Here is a 23,240-nt window from a genome sequence, read left to right as displayed (position 1 = left end):
TGGACGGCCGGGCATGGGCATCAGCGCGCCGCCCACCCAGGAGTTCGTCATGGCCCTTCCTCCCGCCCCGCGGCCGTACGCCGGTCCGGAGCGACGCGCTCACCCTCGCATCCCCGCCGCCGCCGTGCCGTACCTGACGGCCATGGTCGCCGGGGGCCCCCCGGTCCAGTTGCTGGATCTCTCGAAACGGGGGGTGCAAATCGAGACGTCGGTGCACATGCACCCCGGGGCCACGGTGTGCATCCGGTTCGTGTCGGCCGACGCCTCGGTGACCCTGACCGGCGCCGTGGTGCGCTGCACCTCCGCGGTGCTCGAAACGGCCGGCAAGGTGACGTACCATACGGGCCTGGCCTTCACCGACGAGCTGACGCTCTGCGCCGAGGAACTCGACGCCGCAGCGCGCGTCGGGGCCGAGCCGATTTCGCACATCACCGACGACCCCGCCGACGACTACACGATGATCGTGATGGACGGACGCACCGTTGCGGGACCGCGCCACAGGACGCCCACGGCGTGCTGACGCGGAGGTCCGCGCAGGACACATGAAGGTCCTGCTGCTCTCCACCCGCCCGCTCGGCGCCGCGGACATCGACCGCGTGATGCTGTCGGGCCTGTCGCCGTCGGCGGTCGATGTGTGTCCGACGGTGAACCTGGCGCTGTCACGACTCGAGGCGTTCCCGCCCGACCTCGTGATCGTCAACCTGCCCGAACCAGACGCCGCCAACGCCGTGCGCCAGCTGCAGGCACGCGGCCTCGCCGTACCGATGGTGGTCGTGGCCCCGACGGCCGACAGCCTTCCGACGGGCGCAAGCACCCCCGTGATGATGCGGGCGGCCGAGTCGGGCGGCGGGCTTCTCGAGACGGCTGGCGCCGATCTCCTCACGCGCGACCTGCCGGGCCTGCCAGACGCCATGTCGCCGCCAGTGGTCGAGGCCCGCCTCACCGACGCCGCACTGGCCGAGGCCCGCGACGAGCTCGACCAGCTCGCCGCCGGCGGGCTCGTGGATGCCCTCGACGGCGAGACGCGCTGGCTGCTCTACGAAGTGGCGTCGATCGGGCATGTCTCGACGACGCCCGATGGCGACATCCTCGCGTCCAACGACATCGCCGCGCAGTTGCTCGGCCACTTCTCGACCGACACGCTCGAGGCGTCGGGACGGATGCCACAGCCGCTGCTCGAAGCCGCGGGCGCCTACGCACGCCGGCCGTCGCGCTTCGAGTTGTGCCTGCAGCACGGCGAGGACGGCCCGCTGCACTGGATTGTCGGCCTCGCGCTCCCGCAAGGCGGGCAGCCCGCCACGGTGACGTGGTTCCTGATCGACGTGAGCGAGCAGCGGCTGCAGACGCGCCGCGCCCGGTTCCTCCGGCGGATGGACGCGCTCACGCACGTGCTGTCGGCCGCGACCGCCGAGTGCTCGACGCTGGTGGACACGGGCAGCCGCGCGCTCGAGCAGGCCCGCACCCACATCGCCGGCGACGTCGACGTCGAACAGGCGATCCAGGCACTGGGGCGGACACAGGCGGTGCTGGCGCAGTTGGCCGGCTTCGCGCGCCGCCGGGCCCGCCGCCCGGCGCTCCGGGACGTGCGCGACCTGATCGAGCAGATGAGCTCGGTGCTCGTGCACGTCATGGGCGACGACATCGACTGGTCCATGGACCTCGCCGAGGACGCGCTCCACGCGTCGATCGATGCGTCGGAGCTCGAGCAGTGCCTGGCCGCCATCGCCACGCTCGCACGAGAGGCGCTCCCCCTCGGCGGGCAGGTGCAGCTGGAGCTCGCCGCGAGGCTCGAGGGCGGAGCCGTGGAGGAGGGGCGCGGTGCGCGCCCCGACATCGAGATCGCGCTGGTCCTGAAGGGCTACGGCCTGCAGGCCGTGATCGTGCCCGCGGCCGTGCAGACGCAGGTCATGCGCCTCGGCGCCGACCTCGACGTGACCCAGCCCGACCACCTCACCGCCCGCGTGGCGCTCCGCCTCCCGCGCGTGTTCGTCACCGCGTAGACAGCAGGGGCTCGGGGCTGGGAGCTCGGGGCTCGGAACCCAAAGCACGGCAGTCGGGCGTCGGCAGTCGGCAGTAACTGCACGGCCTAGCCGGGGCTCGGGGCTAGGGGCTAGGGGCTAGGGGCTCGGAACCCGAAGCACGGCTGTCGGCAGTACACCGAGCTCTCGTCGGCAGTCGGCGGTCGGGAGCGGCAGTAACTGCACGGCCAAGCCGGGGCTAGGGGCTAGGGGCTCGGAACCCGAAGCACGGCTGTCGGCAGTACACCGAGCTCTCGTCGGCAGTCGGCGGTCGGGAGTCGGCAGTAACTGCACGGCCTAGCCGGGGCTAGGGGCTGGGGGCTCGGAACCCGAAGCACGGCAGTCGGCAGTACACCGAACTCTCGTCGGCAGTCGGCGGTCGGGAGTCGGCAGTAACTGCACGGCCTAGCCGGGGCTAGGGGCTCGGGGCTCGGAACCCGAAGCACGGCAGTCGGCAGTACACCGAGCTCTCGTCGGCAGTCGGCGGTCGGGAGTCGGCAGTAACTGCACGGCCTAGCCGGGGCTAGCGGCTGGGGGCTCGGAACCCAAAGCACGGCAGTCGGCAGTACACCGAACTCTCGTCGGCAGTCGGCGGTCGGGAGTCGGCAGTCGAAGAATGCTCTCTGAGCCTTGAGCCTTGAGCCCTGAGTCTCGTAAGTCGTTAAGCGTTAAGCGTTAAGCGTTCACGTAAACGACCTGCTGCTCGCCGGGCACGATCTCGCCGATCACGCGGCCCTCGGACTCGCCGGCTTCGGCGAGGCGCTCGAGCACGCGGTTGACCTGCTGGGCCGGCACCACGAGCACGAGGCCGATGCCCATGTTGAACGTGCGCCACGCGTCGGCGTCGGGCACGTCGCCCTTGCTGACCAGCCACGAGAACAGCGCCGGCACGTCCCACGCCCCCCTGTCGATGCGCGCCGCCGTCCCCTCGGGCAGCACGCGGGGCACGTTGTCGGTGAGGCCGCCGCCCGTGATGTGCGCCATGCCGTGGATCAGGCCCTCGTGCACCAGCGGCAGCACCGGGGCGAGGTAGGACCGGTGCGGGCGCAGCAGCGCGTCGCCGATGCCGCAGCCGAGCTCCGGGATGTGGTCGTGGATGCCGAGCATCAGCGTGTCGAACGCGATGCGCCGGGCCAGCGAATAGCCGTTGGTGTGCAGCCCCGACGAGGGCAGCCCGATCAGGGCATCGCCCACCTGGATGCGGTCGCCGGTGAGCACCTGCCCGCGCTCGACCATGCCGACGATGAAGCCGGCCAGGTCGTACTCGCGATTGGCGTAGAAGCCGGGCATCTCGGCGGTCTCTCCACCGAGCAGCGCGCAGCCGTTGGCCCGGCACGCGCGCGCCAGGCCGTCGACGATGTCCACGGCAACGTCGGGCGTGAGGATGCCGGTGGCGAGGTAATCGAGGAAGAAGAGCGGCCGCGCCCCCTGCACGAGGATGTCGTTCACGCAGTGGTTCACGAGATCCTCGCCGATGGTCGTGTGGCGGTTCATCATGAACGCCACCTTCAGCTTGGTGCCGACCCCATCGGCGCTGGCGACGAGCACCGGATCGGTGCCGCCGGCCGCCTGCAGGTGGAACAGCCCCCCGAAGCTGCCGATGTCGGAGAGCACGCCGGGCGTGAACGTGCCCGAGGCGAGCCCGCGGATGCGGCGCACCACCTCGTGCCCCGCGTCGATGTCCACTCCTGACGACTTGTAGTCCATGCGTGATCCTGCGCGGGCTCGCGCTCGTGGCGCGGCGACGCGGTGCGAGTCTAGAACTCCAGCGCGGTGATCAGCACCTGCGCAGCGGCGCGCTCGGGCGCGTCGGCCGCCGAGGCCCAGTACTGGCGCCGGACGGCCGCAAAGAAGCGTTCCTCAGCGTAATCCTCTTCGAGCATATCGAAGGCATCGCGGAGGAGCAGGGTCGAGGGCTGGCGGGGCAGCGATGCCACCAGGCCGAGGAGCTGGCCCGGATTGCGCATCACGGCCTGCCCGGTCGCCAGGGCGATCGGCGCCCGCACGGGGTCGTTGGCCGGCATGCCCAGGTCGAACAGGGCCGGCAGGGCCTCGGCCCGCCCCAGGGCCGACAGGTCGGCCAGCGCGGTGGCCGACGACCGCGCCAGTTCCTGGTACCCCAGGTTATGCGCCGCATAGTCGAGCGACTCGCGGATGAAGCGGGCGTGGCCGTCGCAGTTGCTGCCGAGGCCGCAGATCGCCGCGGCGATGGTCGGCTGCAGTTCGCGCGACGCGCTGCGCTGCACCGTCGCCAGCGTGGTCAGGCCCCGCTTGTCGCCGATCTGCCCGATGGCGCGGACCGCATCGTCCTGCAGCGGGCCGTCGAGCAGCGCGATCTTCGTGATCTCGTCGAGCGCCCAGGTGGCCTTGTGGACGCCGAGCGCCTCGATGACGGCCGAGCGGAAGAAGTCCACCCCGCGCATCACCTCGCGCTTGAGCACGGCCTGCACCTTCACGTCGCTGCCGTGGGCAGCGAGCGCGCGGATCAGCGCCGGCCGCACGAACTCGGCCTGCTCGCGCTCGAGCGCCTCCAGCAGTCGCGGCACGAGGGTGGGCTGCGGGTGGTCCTCGACCCACGCGTAGGCCACCTCGCGCAGGCGATCGTTCTCGTCGCCGAGCGCCTCGAGGAAGACCGGCGCCGAGCCGGGGTCGTTGAAGCCCGAGAGCAGGACGAGCGCGCGGAAGCGCACGTAGCCGTCGGCGTGCCGGCGGGCCGCCTCGGTGAGCAGCGGGACCACCGTCGCGGCGGGCGCGCGGCGCAAGGCGGCCGACGCCTCGACGCGCGTCTTGTAGTCGAGCTTGCCGAGGCGGTCGATGGCCTGCGAGAGGGTTGCGGCCTCGGCCGGCCCGGCGGCGCGTGTAGCGGCGGGAGCGGCAGGCGTTGGGGGCTTCTGCGACGCGGGCCTGGTTGCGGGCGTCGCCGGCGGCGCGGGGGTCGGGGCCGGCTGCGACAGCGGACGCGCCGGCGCCTGCGCGCGCACGACGACCGGCGCGGCGCACGCCAGCACCACGGCGAGGGCCCTCCCGGCCAGGCGCGGGCGGCAGGCGGTCATCGGCTAGACCTGCTCCTCCACGGGCAGTGGGGTCTTGTCGAGCTTGAGCGCGAGCTGCAGGTAGGCGTCCTGGTCCTTCGGGAACTCGATCGGGTACGTCCCCGTGTAGCAGGACGAGCAGTAGTGCGACTTCTCCGGCGTGACGGCGCCCAGCAAGCCGTCGAGGCTCAGGTACGCGAGCGAGTCGGCGTCGAGGTAGGTGCGGATCTCCTCGAGCGTGTGCGTGGCGGCAATGAGCTCCGAGCGACGCGGCGTGTCGACGCCATAGAAGCACGGCGAGATGGTCGGCGGGCAGCTGATGCGCATGTGGACTTCCTTCGCGCCAGCGGCCTTGACCATGCGGACGATCTTCCGGCTGGTGGTGCCACGCACGATGGAGTCGTCGACCAGGACGACGCGCTTGCCCTCGAGGATGCTGCGCACCGGGTTCAGCTTCACGCGGACGCCGAAGTGCCGGATGGACTGCTGCGGCTGGATGAACGTGCGACCGACGTAGTGGTTGCGGATGAGGCCCATCCGCATCGGGATGCCCGACATCTCCGAGAACCCGATGGCGGCGCAGACGCCGGAGTCGGGGATCGGCACGATCACGTCGGCCTCGACCATCGACTCCTCGGCCAGTCGCCGCCCCATGGCCGTGCGGGCCTCGTTCACGCTGCGCCCGAACACGTAGCTGTCGGGCCGCGCGAAGTACACGTGCTCGAACACGCAGTGCGACCGCTGCGCCGGCGGGAAGGGCTTGTGCGACACGAGGCCGCCGGCCGTGATCACCACGACCTCGCCGGGCTCGACGTCGCGCACGTAGGTGGCGCCGATGAGATCGAGCGCGCACGTCTCCGAGCAGGCGATCCACGCGTCGCCGAGGCGACCGAGCGCGAGCGGACGGAACCCGTGGGGGTCGCGCGCCGCGATGAGCCGGTCGGCGGAGAGCATCAGGATCGAGTACGCGCCCTGCACCTGCGCCAGCGACTCGATGGCTGCGGCCTCGGGCGAGGCGGCCGACGAGCGCGCATAGAGATGGAGCACCACCTCGGTGTCGCTGCTGGTCTGGAAGATCGACCCCTTCGACACCAGGTCACGCCGGATTTCGCCGGCGTTGACGAGGTTGCCGTTGTGGCAGATGGCCATCTGGCCGTGCACGCAGTCGATGAGGAACGGCTGCGCGTTGGCCAGGCGGCTCTCGCCCGCCGTCGAATAGCGCGTGTGCCCGATCGCGCTCTGGCCGGTCAGGCCCGTGAGCGTCCGGTCGTCGAAGATGTCGGCCACGTAGCCCATGCCGCGCGCCACCGTCACGTGGTGGCCGTCAGCCGAGGCGATGCCGGCGCTCTCCTGCCCGCGATGTTGCAGGGCGTAGAGCCCCAGGTACGTCAGGTTGGCGGCCTCGGCGTGACCGAAGATGCCGAAGACGCCGCATTCTTCCTTGAGCTCGTCCACGTGGTCTCCCGTCCCTGTGAGCCTAGCGCGCCGGCGCAGCCAGCGCGTCCTCGAGAGCGGTGGCCCACACGGCCTGCAACGCCCCCACGGCCGCCTCGACCGCGACCTCGCCATCGACCTTGATCGTCAAGGCTTCCCCGCCCGTCGTGCCGATCACGGTCGCCTCGACCCCTGCCTCGATCGCCTGGCCGAGCACGGTGCCGAGGTGCGCCGGGTCGACGGCGAGCAGCACGCGTCCGGCCGACTCGCTGAACAGCGTCGCGTGGGCCACGGGCACACCGGCCGGGCCGGTCACTCCGCGCACGTCCACCGTCGCGCCTACGCCTTCCTCGCCGAACGTGCACTCGGCCAGCGCGACCGCGAGTCCGCCTTCGCTGCAATCGTGCGCCGACGCCACCAGGCCGGCGCCGATCAGCGACGGCAGCAGCGCGTGCAGCGCCCGCTCGTGCCCCAGGTTGAGGACCGGCGGCATGCCGCGGACCTCGCCATGGATGCGCTGCAGGTACTCCGTGGCGCCGAGTTCGGCGCGCGTCTCGCCGAGCATCACGATCTTCAGGCCGCTGGAGGGGAACGCCTGGCCGATCACCCGCGACGCATCCTCGATCAGGCCGACGATGCCCAGCACGGGCGTGGGATAGATGGCCTTGCCGTCGGTCTCGTTGTAGAGGCTGACGTTCCCGCCCGTGATCGGCACCGCAAAGGCGCGGCATGCCTCGCCGATGCCGGCCACGGCCTCGACGAACTGCCACATGATCTCCGGCTTCTCCGGGTTGCCGAAGTTGAGGTTGTTGGTGGCGCCGATGGGCACGGCGCCGGCCAGCGCGACGTTGCGCGCCGCCTCGGCCACCGCGAGCATCGCGCCGCGCTTCGGATCGGTCTGGCCGTACCGGCCGTTGCCGTCGACCGACATCGCCAGTCCGCTGGTGGTGCCCTTCACGCGCACCACCGGCGTGCCGCGGCCGGCCAGGCAGAGCGTGTTGGTGCGGACCATGTGGTCGTACTGGCGGTAGATCCACTTCTTGCTGGCGATGGTCGGCGAGGCCAGCAGCGTGCGGAGCACGTCGGCGGTGCCGGGGAACGCCTTGAAGTGCGCCGGATCGAGCCGCTGGATGTCGTCGAGCCAGGCCGGGCGCTGCGTCGGGCGGTCGTAGAGCGGTGCCTCGTCGGCCAGCGCGCGCGCCGGCACCTCGGCCACCACCGTGCCGTGCTCGCGCACGCGCACGAGCCCATCGTCGGTGACGTGGCCGATGCACACGGCGTGCAGGTCCCACTTCTCGAAGATGCGCTCGACGTCTGCCTCGCGGCCCCTGTGGACCACGAAGAGCATGCGCTCCTGCGACTCCGACAGCATGATCTCGTACGGGGTCATGCCGGTCTCGCGCTGCGGGACCTTGGTGACCTCGACGTCCATGCCCATGTGGCCGCGCGCACTCATCTCGGAGGTCGCGCAGGACAGACCGGCGGCGCCCATGTCCTGCAGGCCGATGAGCGCGCCCGTCTTGAGCACCTCGAGGCAGGCCTCGAGGAGCAGCTTCTCCATGAACGGGTCGCCGACCTGCACCGCCGGCCGCTTCTCCGCGGAGGCATCGTCGAACTCGGCTGACGCCATGGTGGCGCCGTGGATGCCGTCGCGGCCCGTGCTCGCGCCGACGTAGTACACGGCGTTGCCGACGCCCTCGGCCTTGCCCTTCACGATGCCGTCGGCAGGCGCGATGCCGAGGCAGAAGACGTTGACGAGCGGGTTGCCCGCGTAGCAGGGGTCGAAGAACGCCTCGCCGCCGACCGTGGGGATGCCGATGCTGTTGCCGTAGCCGGCGATGCCGGCCACCACGCCCTTGACGACGCGACGCGTGCCCGCCTGCGACAGGTCGCCGAAGCGGAGCGAGTCGAGCAGCGCGATGGGACGCGCGCCCATCGTGAAGATGTCGCGGATGATGCCGCCCACGCCGGTCGCCGCGCCCTGGTACGGCTCGATGAACGACGGGTGGTTGTGGCTCTCGATCTTGAATACCGCGGCGAGCCCGTCGCCGATGTCCACCGCGCCGGCGTTCTCGCCCGGGCCCTGCAGCACGCGGGGGCCCTGCGTCGGCAGTGTCTTGAGGTGGATGCGCGAGCTCTTGTAGCTGCAGTGCTCGGACCACATCACCGAGAACATGCCGAGCTCGGTCATGTTCGGCTCGCGGCCGAGGATGCCCAGGATGCGGGCGTATTCGTCTTCCTTGAGGCCGTGGCGGGCGAGGACGTCTGGCGTGATGGGCATGGAAGTCAGTCGAGGTGTATCGGTCAGGACCGGCGACGCTTGAGAAGGACGGCGGACATCACGAGGTCCATCACCGCGACCCCCAGGCAGATCATCGCCAGTTGCCAGTTCGGGACGCCGATGTCGATGACGCCGAGAGCGAAGACGACTGCGAGCACGACCATGAGTGCCGCCGATCCCCACAGGATCCTGGCCACCGTGAGTGGTGATTCCGCCATTGTCGGGCTCCCGCGTCGACTAGACGGCGCCTGCCGTCAACTGCTGCAGCACCGACTCGAACAGCACGAGCCCGTCGTCGCTGCCGAGCACCTTCTCGCACGCACGCTCGGGGTGCGGCATCAGCCCCACCACGTTGCGCCCGGCATTGCACACGCCGGCGATGTTGTTGATCGAGCCGTTGCAGTTGGACTCGGGCGTGACCTCGCCGCTCGCGGTGCCGTAGCGGAAGACCACCTGGCGGTTGGCCTCGAGCCGCGCAATCACCTCGGGCTCGGCGAAGAACTGCCCCTCGCCGTGCGCCACGGGGATGTTGAGCACCTGCCCGGCGCGACACGCCCCGGTGAAGGCCGTGTCCACCTGCTCCACGCGCACGTGGACGTGCTCGCAGCGGAACTGCACCTGCTGGTTGCGGATCAGCACGCCGTCGAGCAGGCCCGCCTCGCACAGGATCTGGAAGCCGTTGCAGATGCCGAGCACCGGGCCACCCTGCGCCGCGAACGCCGAGACGGCCTGCATCACCGGCGAGAAGCGCGCGATGGCGCCGGTCCGGAGATAGTCGCCGTACGAGAACCCGCCGGGCAGGATGACGACGTCGGCGCCCTGCAGCGACGTGTCCTTGTGCCACAGGAACTCGGCCGGTTGGCCGAGCACGTGCTTCACGGCGTGGTAGGCGTCGTGGTCGCAGTTGGATCCGGGAAAGACGACGATGGCGAACTTCATGCCGGGCCTCAGGCGACCGGCGTCGGCGTGTCGACGCGGAAGCTCTCGATGACGGGATTGGCCAGCAACGTGCCCGACACCTCGCGCACGGTCGCCTCGGCCGCGGCGGCGTCGGCCGCCTCGACCTGCACCTCGAAGTACTTGCCCTGGCGCACGTGGGCGACCCCGCCGTACCCCAGGCTGTGCAGCGACTCGACGATGGTGCGGCCCTGCGGGTCGAACACCGAGGGCTTCAGGGTGACGTAGACGCGGGTGGTGAAAAGGGGCATAAGGGGCTACAGGCTAGGGGCTACAGGCTGCCTGTCACGAGGCAGCGCCGAAGACGCGGGTGAAGAGCGTGTCGACGTGCTTGAGCTGCTCGTCGAGGCTGAACGTGCGATCGATCTCCTCGCGGGTCAGCACGCCCATGATGTCGGTGTCGGCGAGCAGCAGCTCGCGGAAGTCCTTCTGCTCGTGGAACGAGCGCATGGCGTTGCGCTGCACCCACACGTAGGCCTGCTCGCGCGACAGGCTGCGGCGCGCCAGCTCGAGCAGCACCTGTCCCGAGAACACCACGCCGCGCGATCGGCCGATGTTCTCGAGCATGCGCTCCGGGTAGGCCACCATGCCGGCCACGATGCGCGTGAAGCGGCGCAGCATGTGGTCGAGGGCCAGGAAGCTGTCGGGCAGGATGACGCGCTCGACCGACGAGTGCGAGATGTCGCGCTCGTGCCACAGGGCGACGTTCTCGAGCGCCGCCATCGCGTTGGCGCGCACCACGCGCGCCAGGCCGCACACCTGCTCGCAGCCCACCGGGTTGCGCTTGTGCGGCATCGCCGACGAGCCCTTCTGCCCCTTGCCGAACGGCTCCTCGACCTCGCCGAGCTCCGTCTTCTGCAGCCCGCGAATCTCGAGCGCGAACTTCTCGAGCGACGCCGCGGTGATGGCCAGCGTCGTCATCAGTTCGGCGTGGCGGTCGCGCTGGATCACCTGCGTGGCAATCGGCGCCGGCGTCAGCCCGAGGCGACGGCACACGCCCTCCTCGATGGCTGGCGGCAGGTGCGCGAACGTGCCGACGGCGCCGGAGATCTTGCCGACGGCCACGGCCTCGCGGGCGCGGCGCACGCGCACGATGCCGCGCTGCACCTCGGCGTACCACAGGGCGAGCTTGAGGCCGAAGGTCATCGGCTCGGCGTGCACGCCGTGCGTGCGGCCCATCATCGGCGTCCGCTTGTGCTCGAAGGCGCGCACCTTGATGGCGGCGGCGAGCGCGTCGAGGTCCTCGAGGATGAGGTCGCAGGCCTCGCGCATCTGCAGCGCGAGCGCGGTGTCGACGACGTCGGAGGACGTCAGGCCGAAGTGCAGCCAGCGCGCCGCGGGCCCGACGCGCTCGGCCACCGCGGTGGTGAACGCGATGACGTCGTGCTGCGTCGTCTGCTCGATCTCGTCGATGCGCGCGATGTCGAAGCCGGCCTTCTGGCGCAGCTCGCGGGCGGCCTCGGCCGGGACGATGCCGGCCTCGGCCATGGTGTCGGCGGCGGCGAGTTCCACGGCCAGCCAGGTCTCGAAGCGGCGTTGCTCGGCCCAGATGGCGGACATGGCCGGCTGTGCGTAACGTCGAATCATCGTGTCGTCGCGGCCCTCCGGGGGCACGCCGCGGGCGCGGGCCTAGGCCACTGCGAGCCGCGAGAAATCGAGCGCAGCCGGCCCGGCCGGCCCGAGCACCGTCACACCGACGGTGTCCTGCGTGAACAGCGCGCCGGCGACCCGCATCACGTCCTCGCGGGTCACGCCTTCGATGCCGGCGATGATTTCGTCGAGCGTGACGTGACGCCCGAAGTACATCTCCTGCCGCGCCAGGTGCGTCATGCGGCTCGAGGTGCTCTCGAGGCTCAGCATCAGGCTGCCCTTGAGGTGATCCTTCGCGCGGCGGAGCTCGTCGTCGCTCACCGGCGCGTTGCGCATGGCGCGCAGTTCCTGCGCCACCAGATCGACCACTTCGGGGACGCTCTCGGCAGCACAGCCGGCGTACACCGACAGCATGCCCGTGTCGCGATACGACGACACGCCGCTGAACACCGCGTAGGCCAGGCCCCGCTGCTCGCGGATCGTCTGGAACAGGCGCGAGCTCATCGAGCCGCCGAGGATGACGTTGAGCAGGTAGGCCGGGTAGCGATCGTGATGCGCCTGCGGGAAGGCCGGCGTGCCGATCACCAGGTGGCTCTGCTCGAGGTCCTTGATGCGCTCCAGCTGCGGTGGCCGCGGCGCCGGGGCCGTCTCGTCCCAGTCGGCACCCGCATCGGGCACGCCGGCAAAGGCAGCTTCCACCATGGCGCGCAGCTGCTCGTGCGTGAAGTTGCCCGCCGCCGAGACGATCAGGTTGCGGCCGACGTACGCCTCGCGGAAGTAGCGCGACAGCGTGTCCTGCGTGAACGAGGCGACGGTCTCGGGCGTGCCGAGGATCGGCCGCCCCAGCGGGTGATCGCGCCAGTACAGCTCGGTGAACAGCTCGTGGACCAGATCGTCGGGGGTGTCCTCGACCATCTTGATCTCCTCGAGGATCACCTTCTTCTCGCGCTCGATCTCGTCGACGGGGAAGGCCGGGTGCAGCACCAGGTCCGACAGGATGTCGAAGGCCCGCGGCAGGTGCTCGTCCATCACCTTGAGGTAATAGCCGGCGTACTCCTTCGACGTGAAGGCGTCGAGGTTGCCGCCCATCGAGTCGAACTGCTCCGCGATCTGCTGCGCGGTGCGACGTTCGGTGCCCTTGAAGAGCATGTGCTCGATGAAGTGCGCGATGCCCCCTTGCTCGGGCACCTCATGGCGCGAGCCGCGCGACAGCCAGACCCCGAGGCTCACCGAGCGCACGTGGGGCATGGTCTCGGTGACGAGCCGGACGCCATTCGGGAGCGTATCGTGGACGATCATCGGTTGGGGCTTCCCGGTGCCCACGGCGGGTGCCGCGCGGTGCCCGGGAAACGACAATCATAGCAGCCGGGTACGGGGTACCGGGTACGGTAGGGACCGTTCTCTCAACCCCGCCCCATCGGCCGGGCTCGGAGAGCCGGCCCTACCGGCGCAGGCTTCGGCGGACAGGCGGCGTTTTCCTGAATCCGTCACAATGGAGAGTCGGCGCGGACTGGCGCGCCTTGCCCCATGCCTGAACTCGACGACGAGATCGCCACGACTGCGGCGGCCACCCGGCCGGACCTGGCCGGACTGACGCCGGAGGAACTCTCGTCGTTCGTGGTCGAGCTGGGCGGCAAGCCGTTCCAGGGCAAGCAGCTGTTCCGCTGGATCCACAAGAAGGGGATCACGGACTTCTCGGCCATGACCACCCTGCCCAAGGCGCTGCGCGCGGCGCTGGCCGAGCAGGCGGTCGTGAGCACGCCTGACGTGGTCCGGAAGGACACGTCGTCGGACGGCACCACCAAGTTCCTGCTCCGGCTCGGCGACGGGCGCCAGATCGAGGCCGTGTTCATCCCCGACACGCCCTCCCAGACCTTCTGCATCTCGACGCAGGTCGGCTGCGCCATGAAGTGCGGCTTCTGCCTGACGGGCACCATGGGCCTGACCCGCCACCTGACCGCCGCCGAGATCGCCGGGCAGGTCCGCGTCCTGGCGCGCGAACTCGACTTCCTCGACACCCCCTTCAACATCGTGGTGATGGGCATGGGCGAGCCCCTGCACAACTACGACGCGACGATGCGGGCGCTGCAGTTGGTGGGCAGTGAGGACGGGCTGCACGTGTCGCCCCGCCGGGTCACGCTCTCCACCGTCGGCGTGCTCCCCGGGCTGGCGAAGCTGGCCGAGGAGGCGTACATGCCGAACCTGGCGATTTCGCTGCACGCGACTACCGAGGACCAGCGCGACCTGCTGGTGCCGATCAACCGCAAGTACTCGCTGGCCCAGTTGATGGACGCCTGCCGCCGGTTCCCGCTGAAGAAGCGCAGCCGGATCACCTTCGAATACGTGATGCTGGCCGGCGTGAACGACTCGATCGAGGATGCCCGCCGACTCGTGCGGCTGATGAACGGGCTGAAGGCCAAGATCAACCTGCTGCCGCTGAACGAGGCGGCCGGCATCCCCTACCGGCGCCCCTCCGACGAGCGTGTCGACGCCTTCGCGCAGGTGCTGGCCAATGCCCACATCACGGTGTCGGTGCGCAAGAGCCGCGGGCGGGACATTCGGGCGGCGTGTGGCCAGCTGGCGGTGGAGAAGCCGGCAATTTGAAATTCGAGATTTGAAATTGATCGGCGGCCGGCCTATCGGCCTTGCCGCGCGAGGCATCCCGAGGGGCAGCGGCGAAGCCGCGCCCCACGAGAATTTCGAAGTTCAAGTTTCGAATTACACGTACTTCGCCGCGATGTCGCGCCGGAACTCCATGTCCGTGAAGGAGATCCGGGCCACGCCCTGATAGGCGCGGTCGCGCGCGGCGCGCAGGTCCGGTCCCTCTCCCACCACCGTCAGCACGCGCCCGCCGGAGGTCACGACCTCGTTCTGGGCTTGCCCGCCGGAGCCTTGGCGAAGGCGGGTTCCCGCCTGGAAAACGGTCACGCCCGGCACGGCGGCCGCCGCCTCGAGTCCGTCGATGGCGTAGCCGGTGGTCATCGCGCCCGGATACCCGCCCGAGGCCAGCACGACGCCGACCCGCGCGCCCGTCACCGGAGGCAGGGGCTCCAGTGGGAGCGCCCCCCGAGCCGCGGCCAGCACCAGCGGCGCAAGCGGGACGGGCAGGAGCGGCAGCACCACCTGCGCCTCGGGGTCGCCGAAGCGGACGTTGAACTCGATGACCTTGGGCCCGTCCGGGGTCAGCATCAGCCCGCAGTACAGGATGCCGGCGAAGGGGTGGCCCTCGGCGCGCATCCCCGCGAGCACCGGCTCGACGATCGTCTGCATGACGCGCGCCGAGAGCGCGGCGTCGACGAGCGGACTCGGCGCGAGGGCGCCCATGCCGCCCGTGTTGGGCCCCTGGTCGCCGTCGTAGGCCCGCTTGTGGTCCTGGGCCGTACCGAGGGGCAGGCCGCGTACGCCGTCGCAGATCACGAAGTAGGAGACTTCGGGGCCCGTGAGGCATTCCTCTACGACCACCGTGCTGCCGGCCGCGCCGAATGCTCCCTGTCGCATCACCGCGTCGATGGCCTCGAGGGCCTCGTCGAGGGTGGCGGCCACCGTGACGCCCTTGCCGGCCGCCAGGCCGTCGGCCTTGACCACCACCGGGGCGCCGAAGGCCCTGACGGCCGCCTCGGCCTCGTCGGCGGTGGCGCAGATCCGGGCCTTGGCGGTCGGGACGCCGTGGCGCTCCATGAAGGCCTTCGAGAAGGCCTTGCTGGTCTCGAGCCGGGCGGCGGCCTGCGAGGGGCCGAAGACCGGATGGCCGGCGGCCCGCAGCGCGTCGGACACGCCGGCGTCCAGGGGTTGCTCGGGGCCGACGACCACGAGATCGACGCCCTCGGCCGCCACCAGGCCGGTGACGGCGGCCGGATCGAGGATGTCGACGGCGACGTTGCGGGCGCAGGCGGCGGTGCCGGGATTGCCGGGCGCGCAGAGCACGTCGGAGACGCCGGACTCCCGGCGCAGCGTCCAGGCGAGCGCGTGTTCACGCCCCCCGCCGCCGAGGACGAGGACCTTCATGTGTTACGCTTTCGGTTTGGTTGGCCGGCGACGGCCGACCCCAACGCCATGCGGGAGGAGGTGAGTCGACGTGGCCGAAGTCAAGGTGCAGGAAGGTGAATCGATCGAAAGCGCCCTGCGGCGTTTCAAGCGCAAGGTGCAGCAGGAAGATATCATCAAGGACATCAAGAAACACTCGTTCTACCTGAAGCCTGGCGACAAGCGTCGCGCCAAGCAGGCCCTCGCCCGCAAGCGGAGCCGCAAGAAGCAGCGGCGGGAAACCGACTGAGCGGGATCGCCCCCGGGTTCGCGCTGAGCGACGCCCGGGTGGCGAACCAGGCAGGACCATCGCGGTGAGGCCGGGACTCCGGTTCCGGCCTCACCGCGCACCACTCGGACGGGACCGGCCGTGTACCTTGACCCTGTTGTCGGCTTGGTGCTACTGTCAGCCCTCCTGAAGCACAGTTTTTCCGTGAGTTTGCGGGGTTTTTACTCGGAGCGGGGAGAAGGCGATGCAGATTGAAGAGCGAGTCGTCGGCGGAGTGACGATTCTGGACCTTTCCGGCAAGATGACGCTCGGCGAAGGCGACGAAATGCTGCGGGAGAAGATCGCCAGCCTCGTCAACGCCGGCCAGAAGAGCCTGTTGCTCAACCTCGACGGCGTTCCCTACATCGACAGTGCGGGTCTCGGCGAGATGGTGCGTTCCTACACCACGGTGAGCCGTCAGGGCGGCAAGCTCAAGCTGCTGAACCTCACCAAGCGCATCGAGGACCTCCTCTCGATCACGAAGCTCCTGACCGTGTTCGAGACCTTCGACAGCGAAGCGGAAGCCATCCAGAGCTACTCGGCCTAGGCCGGATCTGGTTGTTCCCGGGGGCCCCGGTGGTCCCCGCCGCCCACGAGCGTTGATCGCCTCGCACGCATCCGGCACGCCGCGACCCTCCGTCGCGGCGTCGCTGTTTCTGGCCCTGCGTCCCGCACAGTGGACCAAGAACCTCATCGTCTTTGCGGCGCTGATCTTCGGGCAGCGCCTGCTCGACGGCGACGCCGTGGTGCGCGCGACCGTGGCGTTCCTGGCTTTCTGCGCGCTGTCAGGGGTCGTCTACGTCGCCAACGACGTGGTCGACCGCGAGGCCGATCGACAACACCCGCAAAAGCGGCATCGCCCCATCGCGGCGGGCCATCTCACGGTCGGCCTGGCCCTCGGGGCCGCGGCGGTCCTGCTCGTCGGCGGGCTCGGGGCCTCGGCCTGGCTGGGGGTCCCGTTCCTGGTGCACGCGCTGGCGTACGTGGCGCTGCAGGTCGCCTACTCGCTCGGGCTGAAGCGGCAGGTGATCCTCGACGTCCTGTCGATTGCGCTGGGGTTCGTCATCCGGGCCTCGGCCGGCGGCGCGGCCATCGGCGTGCCGGTGAGCCAGTGGCTGCTGGTCTGCACGATCCTGCTGGCGCTGTTCCTGGCGCTCGCCAAGCGCCGACACGAGATCACGCTGCTCGGCGACGAGGCGACCCGCCATCGCAGCATCCTCGGCGAGTACACCCCCTATCTGGTGGACCAGATGATCGCCGTCGTGGCGGCCTCCACGCTGATGGGGTATGCGGTCTACACGGTCAGCGCCGAGACCGCCGAGCGTTTCGGGACGCCGTGGCTCGGCCTGACGATGCCATTCCCGCTGTACGGGATCTTCCGGTACCTTTACCTGGTCCATCGCCGCAGCCAGGGCGGCAGTCCGACCGAGCTGCTGCTCGCGGACCGTCCGCTGCTGCTGTGCGTGGCCCTCTGGGGCGCGACCATCGTCGCGCTGATCTACCATCCGTGGACACTCGCCCGCTGACCCGCGTCGCGCGCGGAGTGTCCTGAGCGTCACAGACCCATGTCCGACTTTTCCGTGCGCGCCGATTCCGTCAACGTCGAGGAGATCATGCGGCAGATCCGCGCCCGCGTGAAGGAGAAGCGCGGCGCCGATTACACCGAGGAGGAGATCAAGGCACTCGCGAGCGTGAAGCTCGAGAAGTTCCTCGACCCGCTGGCGGTGCGCTCCGGCCTGCTCGACGAGTACCGCAACGCGAAGTCGGTGACCACGCTGGCCGACATCGAGCCGGCGCCCGATCTGTACGGCTTCGACGAGGAGTCGATCTACGCCTCGTCGCGCGGCGGCGCGCTGCGCAGCATCCGGAAGCTGCTCAACCCGATCCTGAAGCTGTTCTTCAACCCGAATCCGCTGATTCGCGTGCTGAACATGCAGGCGGCGCTGAACGGCTACTTCACCCGCTCGATCGCGCGCGTCGGCAGCCGCGAGGCCCTCAACTTCGAGGTGCTGCACAACGTCGTCGTCGAGCTGACGCGGCTGAGCATCGAGAACCGCAACCTCAAGATGCGGGTGGAGTCGCTGAACACGCGGCTCGACTTCGCCGAGCGGCGCGCCCGCGCCCTCGAGGGCGTGGTGCAGTACAAGACGGGCGCCTCTGCCGTGTCGCTGACCACCCTCGAGCCGGTGGCCGACGCGAGCCTCGCGCCCGAGGACGCCGACAAGGCGGGCCGCCGACGGCGGCGGCGCCGCGGTCGCCGGCGCGGGCCGGGCGAGGGCGGCGAAGGCATGGAGGGGGGCGAGGGCCAGGGGGCGGACAGCTCCCGCGGGGAGGGCCAGGCCACCGAATCGCACACGCACGCCGCCGGCAACGACGGCCCAGACTCGCCGCAGTCGTGAAGCTCGGGGTCGTCGTCCAGCGGTACGGCGCCGACATCAACGGCGGCGCGGAACTGCACGCGCGGTACATCGCCGAGCGCCTCTCGCGCACGCACGAGGTGGAGGTGCTGACCACCTGCGCCCGCGACTACGTGACGTGGCGCAACGAGTTCCCCGAGGGGCAGGAGCGCATCGGCCCCGTGGCGGTGCGTCGGTTCCCCGTGTCGCGCGAGCGCGATCCGGAGGAGTTCGGCCGGCGGTCGTTCCAGGTGTTCGAGACGCCCCACGCGCTGGTCGACGAACTGGCATGGCTCGACAGCGAGGGGCCGACCAGCCCGGCCCTGATTGCCCACATCCGGCAGCACGCGTCGACGTTCGATTACCTGTTCTTCTTCAGCTACCGGTATCACCACGCCTACCACGGCATCCGCGCCGCCGCCGACCGGGCGATCCTCGTGCCGACGGCCGAGCGTGACCCGGCGATCGGCCTGGCGCTGTTCCCGCCCGTGTTCCGCGGGGTGCGCGCCATCATGTACAACTCGCACGAGGAGCAGGCGATGATCCGCGCGGTGTCGGGCAACGACGCCGTGCCGGGCGTGGTGGTCGGCGTGGGCTCCGACATCCCGTCGCAGTCTGCCGCCGAGCGCTTCCGACGCGCGTACGACATCCGCGGGCCGTTCGTGCTCTACGTCGGCCGCATCGACGAGAACAAGGGCTGCCGCGAGCTGTTCCAGTTCTTCCAGCAGTACCTGTTCACGTCGCAGCGGCCGCTGCAGCTCGTGCTCGCCGGCAAGGCCCTGCTGCCGATTCCCGACCACCCGTTGATCCGCCACGTCGGCTTCATCTCGGACCAGGACAAGTTCGACGCCCTCGCCGGGTGCGAGGCGCTGATCATGCCGTCGTTCTACGAGAGCCTGTCGATGGTGGCCATCGAGGCGTGGGCGATGGGCAAGCCCGTGCTGGCCAACGCGCGGTGCGACGTGCTGCAGGGCCAGTGCCTGCGCAGCAACGCGGGCCTGTTCTACGCCGACTACCGCGAGTTCGCCGAGACGCTGCGCATCGTCACCAGCAACCGGTCGCTCGCGCTGGCCCTCGGCGAGAACGGCCGCCGCTACTACCTCGACAACTACGCCTGGCCCGTCATCGACGCCAAGTACCACCGCATGCTCGACACGCTGAAGGCCTCGCCGCCCCCGACGGGCACCATCGAGCCGCTGCCCGGCTGGTTCGCCCGCCGCCGCGGCACGCTGCCGCCCGCCAGCGAGGTGCTCGCCCGCGTGCCCGACGGCCCGGCACCGCGGCCCGCGGCCACCGGGGCGCGCACGCGGCCCGAGGGCCCGCCGCGCGGCGGATCCTCGCGCGGCCCACGTCGTCGTCGACCCGGACAGGGCCGGCCCGCGCCGGCCAGGCAGGGACGCTGACATGGCCCCGGCCGTCCATCAGGTCCTCGCCACGCTCGGCTACGGCGACGCCATCGGCCACGAGGTGCTGGGCATCCAGCGCGTGCTGCGCGCGGCGGGCTACGCCTCGGAGATCTTCGTCCAGACCGCCGATCCCAGGCTCGAGCACCTGACGCGCGACTACCGCGACCTGATCGACGAGAGTTCGCCCGACAACGTCCTCATCCACCACTTCTCGATCGGGTCGCGCGCCAGCCGCGTGGCGTACGCGCTGCCCGACAAGATGGTGCTCGTTTACCACAACATCACGCCGCCCGAGTTCTTCGTCGACGTGCACCCGCTGCTCGTGCAGCTGTGCTACATGGGGCGGCGCGAGCTGGGCGCCTATCGCGACCGCTGCGTGCTCGCGCTCGGCGACTCGGCGTTCAACACCGAGGAGCTCGTCGAGGCCGGGTTCCCCCGCACGGGCGTCCTGCCGGTGGTGCCGAGCTTCACCCACCTCGAGGAGACGGCGACGGGCACCATCGCCGACAGCTTCGACGACGGGTGGACCAACATCCTGTTCGTGGGCCGGATGATCCCGAACAAGAAGATCGACGACATCATCCGGTGCTTCCACGCGTACAAGACGCGCTGCAACCCGCGATCGCGGCTCCTGCTGGTCGGGTCGTACGGCGGCTTCGATCTCTACTTCGCGATGCTGCAGCAGCTGGTCGCGACCCTGAAGCTGCCCGACGTGTTCTTCATGGGCCACGTCAGCAACGAGGAGCTGTCGGCGTTCTACGACGTGGCCGACCTGTTCCTGTGCGCCAGTGAGCACGAAGGGTTCTGCGTGCCGCTGATGGAGGCCTTCAACAAGCGGGTGCCGGTGATGGCGTACGCCGCCACCGCGGTGCCGGCGACGATGGATGGCGGCGGCGTGCTGTACGAGACCAAGAACCCGGCGCATGTCGCCTCGCTGATGCAGGCGATCCTCGACGATGAGGAGCTCGTCGAGCGAATCCTGGCCTCGCAGGACGCAGCGCTCGAACGACTCGCCGGGCAGGACTTCGACGGCACGCTGCTGCGCTTCGTGGAGCAGGCAATCGCCGCGCCCGCCGGCCAGGCGCCCAGGGTGTCGTTCGACTTCTGGGACCAGTTCGAACTGCAGGAGCAGCTCGAGGAAGTGCGCCAGTACCGGCCCTCCGCACTCCGCGCACTACCGAAGTTCGAGAGCGCTTCGGACGAGTCCGCACTTCGCGCGCAGTCGAAGGAGTCCGCCTTCGTCGAGGCGCAGGATGTTTCTGCCTCGACTTCGGCGGGACGCTCCGCCGATGACACCCGCGGCGGAGCGAACTGAGGTGTCGGCTGCGGCGCTCAGCGTGCACCAATGGGTGCCGGCCGCGCACAAGGGCGACGCCATCGGCGACTCGGCCCGGCGCGTCCGTGACCTGCTGCGCGCGCGCGGCCACGCGTCGGAGATCTTCGCGCTGACGATCGACGACGACCTGCGCCACGAGGTGCGGCCGTTCACCGCCCCGGAGGCGCGGCGCGGCGACGTCACCATCTTCCACTTCGCCCTGCCCTCGCCGATGACGGCGGCATTCGCCACCCTGCCCGGCGGCCGCGTGCTGCAGTACCACAACATCACGCCGGCGCACTTCTTCGCCGACTACGCGCCGCACATCTGCCGGCTCGCCATGCTCGGCCGCCAGGAGCTGGCCACGCTGGTCGGCCACGCCGACCTCGCGCTCGGCGACAGCACCTACAACCGCGAGGAACTCGATGCCCTCGGCTTCGCGCCGACCGGCGTGATGCCGATCGCCATCGACCTCGAGCGCATCACGCGCGCGCCGCGGCGGCCCGCGCTCGAGAAGATCCTCGGCGACGGCCTGATCAACATCCTGTTCGTGGGGCGCATCGCGCCCAACAAGCGGATCGAGGATCACATCCGGCTGGCCGAGCACTACAAGCGGTACGTCGACAGCCACTACCGCTTCATCTTCGTGGGTCGGCACGACGCCGTGCCCTCGTACTACGCGACCGTGCGCGCGCTGATGGAGAAGTACCAGATGCCGGCCGACCGGTTCTGGTTCACCGGGCCCGTGCCCAACGCCGACCTGGCCGCCTTCTACCGCCACGCGAGCGCCTACGTGTCGCTCAGCGAGCACGAGGGCTTCTGCGTGCCGCTGCTCGAGGCGATGGCCGCGGGCGTGCCGGTGCTGGCCTACGGCGCGGCCGCCGTCCCCGAGACGATGGGCGGCGCGGGCGTGGTGTTCACCCCGAAGGATCTCGAGTTCGCGGCCGAGTGGCTCGGCCGCCTCATCTACGACGACACGCTGCGCAAGGCCATCATCGAGGGCCAGTACGCGCGGCTCGAGGCATTCAGCGACGCACGGATGCAGGCGCACCTCGACGCCCTGCTCGCGCCGTTCGCCTGACGCCCGTTCACCCAGGACACCCCCGTGAAGATCGCCTTCATCATCCAGCGCTACGGCACCGAGATCCTCGGCGGATCCGAGTACCACTGCCGGCTCATCGCCGAGCGCATGGCCGCCCGGCACCAGGTCGACGTGCTCACGACCTGCGCCCGCGAATACACGACCTGGAAGAACGAGTACCCGGAAGGGACCGACCGCATCCGCGGGGTCAACGTGCGGCGCTTCGCCAACGCCCGCACGCGCGACCTGGAGTCGTTCAACACGTTCTCCGACTGGATCTTCAACTACCCGCACACCCGCGAGGACGAGATGCGGTGGCTCGAGGAGCAGGGGCCCTGGTGCCCCGCGCTGCTCGAGTACCTGCAGCGCTCGCACCAGCAGTACGACCTGCTGATCTTCTTCACCTACCTCTACGCGCCCACCGTCCTGGGCCTGCAGATCGCACCGAAGAAGAGCATCCTCGTGCCCACCGCGCACGACGAACCCGCCATCCACCTCGGCATCTACCGCGACCTGTTCGCCGCGGCGCACGCCGTCGCGTTCAACACCGAGACCGAGAAGGCCTTCCTCAAGCACACCTTCGACCTGCGCCCGCTCGCCGAGGAGACGGTGGGCTGCGGCGTCGACCTGCTCGAGACCGATGGGCAGGGCAAGCCGCGACGCGGCGTCGACGCGCCGCTCGAAGGCCCCCTGGTGCCTGAGGAGGAGCCCGCGCCTGCCCCGACCGTCAAGGACGGCGTCGCGCGCGGACGGCGAGGACGCGGACCGCGCCCGGAGCGTCCGGTCGCCGACCGACGACGGGGCATCGGCGAAGCGTTCCGGCGGCGGCACCGCCTGTTCGGCCATGTCGGGCTGTACGGCGGCCGCATCGATCCGGGCAAGGGCTGCGAGGAACTGTTCGAGTACTTCGACACGTACCGCAAGGCGGGTGGCGACGCGACGCTCGCGCTGATGGGCGCCAAGCTGATGCCCATTCCCGAGACGCCGTGGATCCGGTTCGCGGGCATGCTGCCCGAGGCCGAGCGGCTGCAGGCGCTCGACGCGGCCGACGTGGTGATCGTCCCCTCGCCGCTCGAGAGCCTCTCGCTGCTCGCGCTCGAGGCGATGGCGATGGGCACGCCGGTGCTGTGCAACGCCCGCGCCGAGGTGCTCGTGGAGCACTGCCGACGCAGCAACGCCGGCCTGTACTACGCCGATCGCGACGAGTTCGTGGAGACGCTCTCCGTGCTGATGGCCGACGAACGCCTGCGCCGCGCCATGGGCCGCAACGGCCGCGCCTACGTGGAGGCCAACTACGGCTGGGACGTGATCCTCGCCAAGTACGACCGGCTCGTCGCCGGCCTCACCGGCAGCGGCGCCCCGCGCCGCTCGTAGACGCTGGCGCAATCGATCCGTAGCCGTCGGGCTTGCCCGACGGTCAGTGATCGTCCCGGGAGATC

21 protein-coding genes are annotated in these 23,240 nt (G+C 70.3%); 11 read left to right on the top strand and 10 right to left on the bottom strand.

Annotated features, from left to right (window positions below):
- Positions 1-49: 49 nt before the first annotated feature.
- Both ACIRDX_RS05990 and ACIRDX_RS05985 read left to right on the top strand, forming a co-directional pair.
- Positions 50-520, top strand: coding sequence for a PilZ domain-containing protein (locus tag ACIRDX_RS05990; protein WP_396624498.1), 471 nt, complete (start codon positions 50-52; stop codon positions 518-520).
- Between the two features lie 22 nt (positions 521-542).
- On the top strand, positions 543-2,000 hold the full coding sequence (locus ACIRDX_RS05985) for a hypothetical protein (protein ID WP_396624497.1): 1,458 nt from the start codon (positions 543-545) through the stop codon (positions 1,998-2,000).
- Positions 2,001-2,693: 693 nt separating this feature from the next.
- On the opposite strand, the gene purM is transcribed toward ACIRDX_RS05985, so the two are convergent.
- From purM to ACIRDX_RS05940, 9 genes are read right to left on the bottom strand one after another with little or no spacing between them, the layout of a single operon-like run.
- Entirely contained in the window at positions 2,694-3,725 is a 1,032-nt protein-coding gene (purM, locus tag ACIRDX_RS05980; protein WP_396624496.1) for a phosphoribosylformylglycinamidine cyclo-ligase, read from the bottom strand.
- A 50-nt stretch (positions 3,726-3,775) separates the two neighbouring features.
- Complete coding sequence (locus tag ACIRDX_RS05975) at positions 3,776-5,071, bottom strand: HEAT repeat domain-containing protein (RefSeq protein WP_396624495.1); 1,296 nt, start codon at positions 5,069-5,071, stop codon at positions 3,776-3,778.
- Positions 5,072-5,074: 3 nt separating this feature from the next.
- A complete protein-coding gene (gene purF / locus ACIRDX_RS05970; RefSeq protein WP_396624494.1) occupies positions 5,075-6,505 on the bottom strand; it encodes an amidophosphoribosyltransferase in 1,431 nt (476 codons plus the stop codon).
- A gap of 22 nt (positions 6,506-6,527) precedes the next feature.
- Entirely contained in the window at positions 6,528-8,765 is a 2,238-nt protein-coding gene (purL, locus tag ACIRDX_RS05965) for a phosphoribosylformylglycinamidine synthase subunit PurL (protein ID WP_396624493.1), read from the bottom strand.
- A gap of 23 nt (positions 8,766-8,788) precedes the next feature.
- Positions 8,789-8,983 carry a hypothetical protein gene (locus tag ACIRDX_RS05960; protein ID WP_396624492.1) on the bottom strand — a complete coding sequence of 65 codons (195 nt, stop codon included), beginning with the start codon at positions 8,981-8,983 and terminating at the stop codon, positions 8,789-8,791.
- A gap of 19 nt (positions 8,984-9,002) precedes the next feature.
- Positions 9,003-9,704: a phosphoribosylformylglycinamidine synthase subunit PurQ gene (gene purQ, locus ACIRDX_RS05955; protein ID WP_396624491.1), complete on the bottom strand. Its 702-nt coding sequence runs from the start codon at positions 9,702-9,704 to the stop codon at positions 9,003-9,005.
- Between the two features lie 8 nt (positions 9,705-9,712).
- Positions 9,713-9,973, bottom strand: coding sequence for a phosphoribosylformylglycinamidine synthase subunit PurS (purS, locus tag ACIRDX_RS05950; protein WP_396624490.1), 261 nt, complete (start codon positions 9,971-9,973; stop codon positions 9,713-9,715).
- 34 nt (positions 9,974-10,007) lie between these two features.
- The gene (gene purB / locus ACIRDX_RS05945; RefSeq protein WP_396624489.1) at positions 10,008-11,309 is read right to left on the bottom strand and encodes an adenylosuccinate lyase; all 1,302 of its coding nucleotides are present in this window, start codon (positions 11,307-11,309) and stop codon (positions 10,008-10,010) included.
- A 42-nt stretch (positions 11,310-11,351) separates the two neighbouring features.
- Positions 11,352-12,611: a M16 family metallopeptidase gene (locus ACIRDX_RS05940; RefSeq protein WP_396624488.1), complete on the bottom strand. Its 1,260-nt coding sequence runs from the start codon at positions 12,609-12,611 to the stop codon at positions 11,352-11,354.
- Positions 12,612-12,839: 228 nt separating this feature from the next.
- Here ACIRDX_RS05940 and rlmN point away from each other — a divergent pair, with 228 nt between their 5' ends.
- Complete coding sequence (rlmN, locus tag ACIRDX_RS05935; RefSeq protein ID WP_396624487.1) at positions 12,840-13,916, top strand: 23S rRNA (adenine(2503)-C(2))-methyltransferase RlmN; 1,077 nt, start codon at positions 12,840-12,842, stop codon at positions 13,914-13,916.
- Between the two features lie 114 nt (positions 13,917-14,030).
- Here rlmN and purD read toward each other — a convergent pair whose 3' ends face one another.
- Positions 14,031-15,317: a phosphoribosylamine--glycine ligase gene (gene purD, locus ACIRDX_RS05930; RefSeq protein ID WP_396624486.1), complete on the bottom strand. Its 1,287-nt coding sequence runs from the start codon at positions 15,315-15,317 to the stop codon at positions 14,031-14,033.
- Positions 15,318-15,387: 70 nt separating this feature from the next.
- Between purD and rpsU the strand changes: the two genes are divergently transcribed.
- The 8 genes from rpsU to ACIRDX_RS05890 all read left to right on the top strand — a co-directional run bounded on the left by rpsU (position 15,388) and on the right by ACIRDX_RS05890 (position 23,175).
- On the top strand, positions 15,388-15,585 hold the full coding sequence (rpsU, locus tag ACIRDX_RS05925; RefSeq protein ID WP_239491389.1) for a 30S ribosomal protein S21: 198 nt from the start codon (positions 15,388-15,390) through the stop codon (positions 15,583-15,585).
- A gap of 223 nt (positions 15,586-15,808) precedes the next feature.
- Positions 15,809-16,150 carry an STAS domain-containing protein gene (locus ACIRDX_RS05920; protein ID WP_396624485.1) on the top strand — a complete coding sequence of 114 codons (342 nt, stop codon included), beginning with the start codon at positions 15,809-15,811 and terminating at the stop codon, positions 16,148-16,150.
- A gap of 52 nt (positions 16,151-16,202) precedes the next feature.
- Entirely contained in the window at positions 16,203-17,129 is a 927-nt protein-coding gene (locus ACIRDX_RS05915; RefSeq protein ID WP_396624484.1) for a decaprenyl-phosphate phosphoribosyltransferase, read from the top strand.
- Positions 17,130-17,168: 39 nt separating this feature from the next.
- Complete coding sequence (locus tag ACIRDX_RS05910) at positions 17,169-18,002, top strand: hypothetical protein (RefSeq protein WP_396624483.1); 834 nt, start codon at positions 17,169-17,171, stop codon at positions 18,000-18,002.
- Positions 17,999-19,402, top strand: a complete 1,404-nt coding sequence (locus ACIRDX_RS05905; RefSeq protein WP_396624482.1) for a glycosyltransferase family 4 protein — start codon at positions 17,999-18,001, stop codon at positions 19,400-19,402. The genes ACIRDX_RS05910 and ACIRDX_RS05905 overlap by 4 nt, the downstream gene beginning before the upstream one ends.
- A 1-nt stretch (position 19,403) precedes the next feature.
- Positions 19,404-20,720 (top strand): glycosyltransferase family 4 protein, encoded by a 1,317-nt coding sequence (locus ACIRDX_RS05900; RefSeq protein ID WP_396624481.1) that lies wholly within the window; start codon positions 19,404-19,406, stop codon positions 20,718-20,720.
- On the top strand, positions 20,695-21,801 hold the full coding sequence (locus tag ACIRDX_RS05895; RefSeq protein WP_396624480.1) for a glycosyltransferase family 4 protein: 1,107 nt from the start codon (positions 20,695-20,697) through the stop codon (positions 21,799-21,801). Before ACIRDX_RS05900 ends, ACIRDX_RS05895 begins: the two co-directional genes overlap by 26 nt.
- A gap of 24 nt (positions 21,802-21,825) precedes the next feature.
- On the top strand, positions 21,826-23,175 hold the full coding sequence (locus tag ACIRDX_RS05890; RefSeq protein WP_396624479.1) for a glycosyltransferase: 1,350 nt from the start codon (positions 21,826-21,828) through the stop codon (positions 23,173-23,175).
- Positions 23,176-23,240: the final 65 nt, after the last annotated feature.

The organism is Luteitalea sp. (assembly GCF_044337415.1).
In the GTDB taxonomy this organism is placed as follows: Bacteria; Acidobacteriota; Vicinamibacteria; order Vicinamibacterales; family Vicinamibacteraceae; genus Luteitalea.
This window is presented reverse-complemented; position numbering and strand designations above follow the sequence as displayed.